At 48.1% G+C, this 4,580-nt stretch carries 5 protein-coding genes and 1 pseudogene; all 6 read left to right on the forward strand.

Translation table 11 applies throughout. The annotated features are described in order from the left end of the window. A pseudogene (locus Q0X25_RS07235) lies at window positions 1-279 on the forward strand (DeoR/GlpR transcriptional regulator); the annotation flags it as partial. Between the two features lie 381 nt (window positions 280-660). Beyond that, window positions 661-1,137, forward strand: a complete 477-nt coding sequence (locus Q0X25_RS07240; protein ID WP_021734477.1) for a PTS sugar transporter subunit IIA — start codon at window positions 661-663, stop codon at window positions 1,135-1,137. A gap of 46 nt (window positions 1,138-1,183) precedes the next feature. Continuing rightward, window positions 1,184-1,486: a PTS sugar transporter subunit IIB gene (locus Q0X25_RS07245; RefSeq protein WP_298580594.1), complete on the forward strand. Its 303-nt coding sequence runs from the start codon at window positions 1,184-1,186 to the stop codon at window positions 1,484-1,486. A gap of 133 nt (window positions 1,487-1,619) precedes the next feature. Further along, a complete protein-coding gene (locus Q0X25_RS07250; RefSeq protein ID WP_298580597.1) occupies window positions 1,620-3,002 on the forward strand; it encodes a PTS galactitol transporter subunit IIC in 1,383 nt (460 codons plus the stop codon). 128 nt (window positions 3,003-3,130) lie between these two features. Beyond that, on the forward strand, window positions 3,131-3,799 hold the full coding sequence (locus Q0X25_RS07255; protein ID WP_298580600.1) for a class II aldolase/adducin family protein: 669 nt from the start codon (window positions 3,131-3,133) through the stop codon (window positions 3,797-3,799). A 141-nt stretch (window positions 3,800-3,940) separates the two neighbouring features. Continuing rightward, window positions 3,941-4,580, forward strand: a 640-nt coding sequence (locus Q0X25_RS07260) for a hypothetical protein (RefSeq protein ID WP_298580602.1), incomplete at its 3' end; no start/stop codon positions are given.

Genomic DNA, 4,580 nt, shown 5'->3' on the forward strand with positions numbered 1-4,580 from the left:
CGTTCTATTGAAGCTATTGGCATTAGCAAGGCGTTTGTGGGGACCAACGGTGTGCATGATGGACTGATTTTTTGCTCAAATTCTCTTGAAGGCAGTCTCTTTCGTATGGCGCTCAATCGTGCTGACGCTCGTTATGTAGTGACCGATTCAAGCAAGTTTGGCAAGCGAGATTTTTACGGTTTCTACGATGTGGTGAACCTTGATGGTATTGTGACCGATGCTGCAATCACAGAAAAACAAGTAAAAGCCCTTTCAGAGCTCACCGAAGTCATCTTCTAAAAAATAAAGGGGCGACGCAGCGTTTTGATTGGTCTTTTTGAGGTTAAAAGCACTGCTGTGCAACTGCCAATCAGCTGTATCAGAGCTGATTATTTTGTCTGAAAATTTTTTGTTTGATTACGTTCATGCTTTTTTGTTGAGAAAAGATTAACGCGCACGTCAGCATATCTGTCGGCTTTTACCGGGCTGATTTTGCACGTTCATAGTTCGCACATGTATGTTAATATGATGCAGAACAAACAAAAGTTAACAATACAAACAAAACCGTTCACCGGAATAATACGACCGTTTGCGATAATTCACACAATATAAGGGCAGTTAAACGTACAGTTATATCAACTGAGCACCAATGATAAAAAATGTGCGAGAGAGGAGAATTTCATGCTAGGCAAGGAAGTCATAATGAAAGAGCTTGCCGAAGTGGATCTTGAAGCGTCCACGCCCTTTGAAGTTTTTGAGATTATGGGCAAGCGTTTCCTAGAAAAAGGCTATGTCAACGAAACCTATCTTCCATCCATTACTGAGCGTGAGAACAACTACCCTACTGCACTGCCTGTAGAACCCTATCCCATTGCGATTCCTCACACTGAGGGCGAGGCTATCGTCAAACCCTTCATTGCTCCTGTTCGTCTAAAAACCCCAATCCCTTGGGGTGATATGTCTGATCCCGATAACAAGCTAGATGTGAAGCTCGCGTTTATGCTCGGTTTTAATGAGCCCGGCGCGCACATTATTTTGTTACAGATTTTGATGCATAATTTCCAGCGTCAAGATTGGGTTGATGCTCTACTCAAGGCCCCTACGGCCGATGCTTTCTATGATGCGGTCATGGATATGGAATGGGTCTACGACGAGTAAGAGCTGCAAAAAAGCAAGGAAAGTCCAAATTGAAAGGGGATTAGTTATGTCAGTACCTATTATCGTTGCATGCGGTAGCGGAGTTGCTACTTCTCAGACTGTTGCCTCCAAGGTGAACCGCATGCTAAAAAAAGACAACATTGATGCTCAGGTGACTGCTGTTGACCTTAAGTCTGTCGAGCGTCATCTCAAGGACGCAGCGGCCTATATCACCATTGTTCGCGAGAAGAACAAGACCTACGGTGTGCCTGTTATTGATGGCATCGCTTTTCTTACTGGCATGAACCAGCAGAAGGAGTACGAGAAGCTGCTGGGCTACATCAAGGATTATCAGAACGCTGCTAAGTAGCGCTTTCTGATGATTTAGTGCTACGCCAGCTTTCCACTCTTCCCCATCTGGGGGGAAGCTTGGTGGGGAAGAGTGTGGAGTTGGTGGCGCGTTTAGCAAGTGTAGTTTCACGCGAACGAAGAGAGGGTGCCTAATGGACATTAGTACTGCTTCGACATGGATTCAAGGTTTCTTGAGTTCTGTCCCGTCGTACGTATTTGTACCTGCACTCATGATTATCATGGGTCTTATCGTCAAGATGAAGCCGTCTGAGGCTGTAAGCTCTGGCTTGCTGTTGGGCGTTGCCTTTACAGGCATGTCCATGCTCATTTCTTATATGACGGGCATCATGGGTCCCATTGGTGAGGCCATGTTGAGTCGCTTGGGTATCAATTTGCCCATCGTTGACGGTGGCTGGACAACCATGTCTGCCATCTCTTGGACTTGGCCGTATGCCGTTTTGATGTTCCCTTTGATGATTGTTGTCAACATCATCATGCTGACCATCAATCAGACCGATACGTTTAACGCTGACCTCTGGAATGTCTGGGGCAAGATCTTTACCGCTGTCGGTGTTGTTGCTGTTACCGGATCTGTGCCCATTGCTTTTGTTGTTGCTGCTATCCAAATCATCTTTGAGCTCAAGATTGCTGATGTGTTCAAAGATCAGATTTATGAAATGAGTGGTATCCCTGGCGTTACCACCACTCACAGGATGGTATTTACTGCTGCATGGCTGTACCCCATCGATAAGCTTCTTCGCAAGATCCCTGCACTGAACACCAAGATGGATGCTGCAGCACTGCATGATAAGATTGGTATCTTTGCAGAGAACCATGTCCTTGGTTTTATCCTTGGCTGCTTCTTTGGTCTGCTTGCTGGCTATGATCCGGGCAAGCTTCTCGGCACTGGTGTTGAGTGTGCCATGTGCTTGACGCTCTTCCCTGTTATCTCCAAGTACTTCATGGAGGCCCTCTCACCCATCTCTGAGGCCGTTTCCGAGTACATGAACGCTCGTTTTGAAGGCCGTCAGCTGGTTGTCGGTCTCGACTGGCCGTTCCTTGGCGGCGCCAATGAGATTTGGATTGCCGCTATGTGGGGCATTCCTGTAACCACCATCTGGGCATTCCTGCTTGCTGGTCATGGCAATGAGATTCTGCCCTTTGCAGGTATCGTCAACGTATCTCTTGCAGTTCCCGCATGGATGGTTACCCGTGGCAACGTGCCTCGTATGTGCATCCTCTTTGTTATCGCTGTTCCGGTGTATCTGCTCGTCGGTACGGCATTTGCTCCCTTCATGACCGATCTTGCAAACAGCACGGGCCTCAAGCTAGGTCTTTCTGCTGGTCAGATGATTTCGAACTCTGGTATGGATGCTCCTTTGCAGACCTATGCCTTTGCAGAGTTCCTTGACTGCCTCAAGGGCAACTTCCTGCCTTTGATTTGCTTGGTCATCTGGATCCTGGGCTTTATGTATACGGTCCATGACATCAAGAAGGGTGGCAACGCCGCTCCTGAGAGCAGCTCTGAAGAGTAGTTTATCTGGGCGGTAACGCCAGCCACTTATCTGGCATCGCTGCCGCCCGTGTTCTTCCCAGCACGGACGGCGGCTTTTTAGTTAGGCTCTGTCTAGTTTTGGTTCCACCAAATAGAAAGGATCCAACAATGCTTGAGGATCTTAAGCTTCGTGTTATGAATGTTGCAAAGAGGGCTCAGCGCGATGGTCTGTGCAAGCACAAGTCCGGGAACTTCTCTGCACTTGACAAAGAAACCGGTCTCGTTGTTATTACCCCAACGAGTGTTGACCGTGAGGACCTTGTTGTCCCTGATATGATTGTTATGGATTTTGACGCTAATGTTGTCGAAAACCAGACCGGCTTGCGTCCTACCTCAGAGTCCTTGATGCATCTCAAGATTTATCAGGAGCGCAAAGACGTTGTCGCTTTGGCACATACACATTCGATGTATGCCACAACCCTTGCCGTGCTCAACAAGCCCATCCCTGCGGTTGTCTATGAGGTGGCTACTCTCAACTGCTCCAAGGCTCGTATTCCTGTAGCTCCTTATGGTCGCCCCGGCACCCCCGCCCTTGCTGATAATGTGGTTGAAGCCGTCCACGAGTCTGATGTTTTTTTGATGCAAGGTCATGGTTGCGCTGCTGTTGATGAGACCAGCGTGGAGGAGGCCTATCTCAAGGTCTGCTATATCGAAGAGCTGGCTGAGCTCTACTATCACGCTCTTGTTGCTGGTCAGGGTGTCGAGCCTTACAGCTTCCCTCCAGAAGAGCTTCAGAGCTGGGAGTACCCCAAAGAGATTAAGTTTCCCAACGCTTAAATAGATAAAACTTCAAACACGGCAGATACTGTGTGCATCTGCCGTGTCTTGGTAGTGCAATTAAGGGTGGCTGTGCCGATGGGGATGTGATTTTGCTAGCGGCGCTATAGTGCCATGGTAATAAGAGTTTGGAATCACTAAATGAGCAAGGGTAAGCAGGTGCATAAGAGCAAAAAAATCCTTCAGACAAAGGACAGTTCGTTAAACTCTGTCGAGATGGATGTCACTGCTGCTATTGACGCTGCAAGCCCTGCGGCACGTCGTGAGTCATTGAAGGTGGATGCACAGACTGAGACGCCCGAAGAAAAACCTACTCACACAAGCGTTTGGAAAAAAACCGAAGACGGGGATTTAATTGTCTCGGAAAATCCCCTTATACATGCCAATAAAACCAATGAGCGCGATGAGCGTCGTCGCCAGAAAAAACGCATTGAGCGCCTGCGCAAAAAGTATGGCCTTGAGCGTATGACTGAACGCAAGGAGCCCTTACCCATTTCGCTTGGCATGCGCATATGGACTATCGCTGAGGCTCTCGCGCTCAGCGTAGTATGGATTTTTGCTTTTAATCTGCTCTATGACCGACTAGGCGACATCATGGCGGCTGTTGGTCTTGCGGTGCTTTTCTTTGGCATATTGTTTGCTATGCATGTGACCCGTGGGCTGTTGGAGTCGCGTCGTCGTTATAGCGTAAAACCTTCAGCCTCGACAATTCACTATTACATGCAAATGCTGCATTACGACGTGAGATGGTGGGGTCTTATCACGTTTGGTGTGTATGCGG

Origin of the sequence: uncultured Olegusella sp. (assembly GCF_947253395.1) — a bacterium.
Lineage (GTDB): Bacteria > Actinomycetota > Coriobacteriia > Coriobacteriales > Atopobiaceae > Olegusella.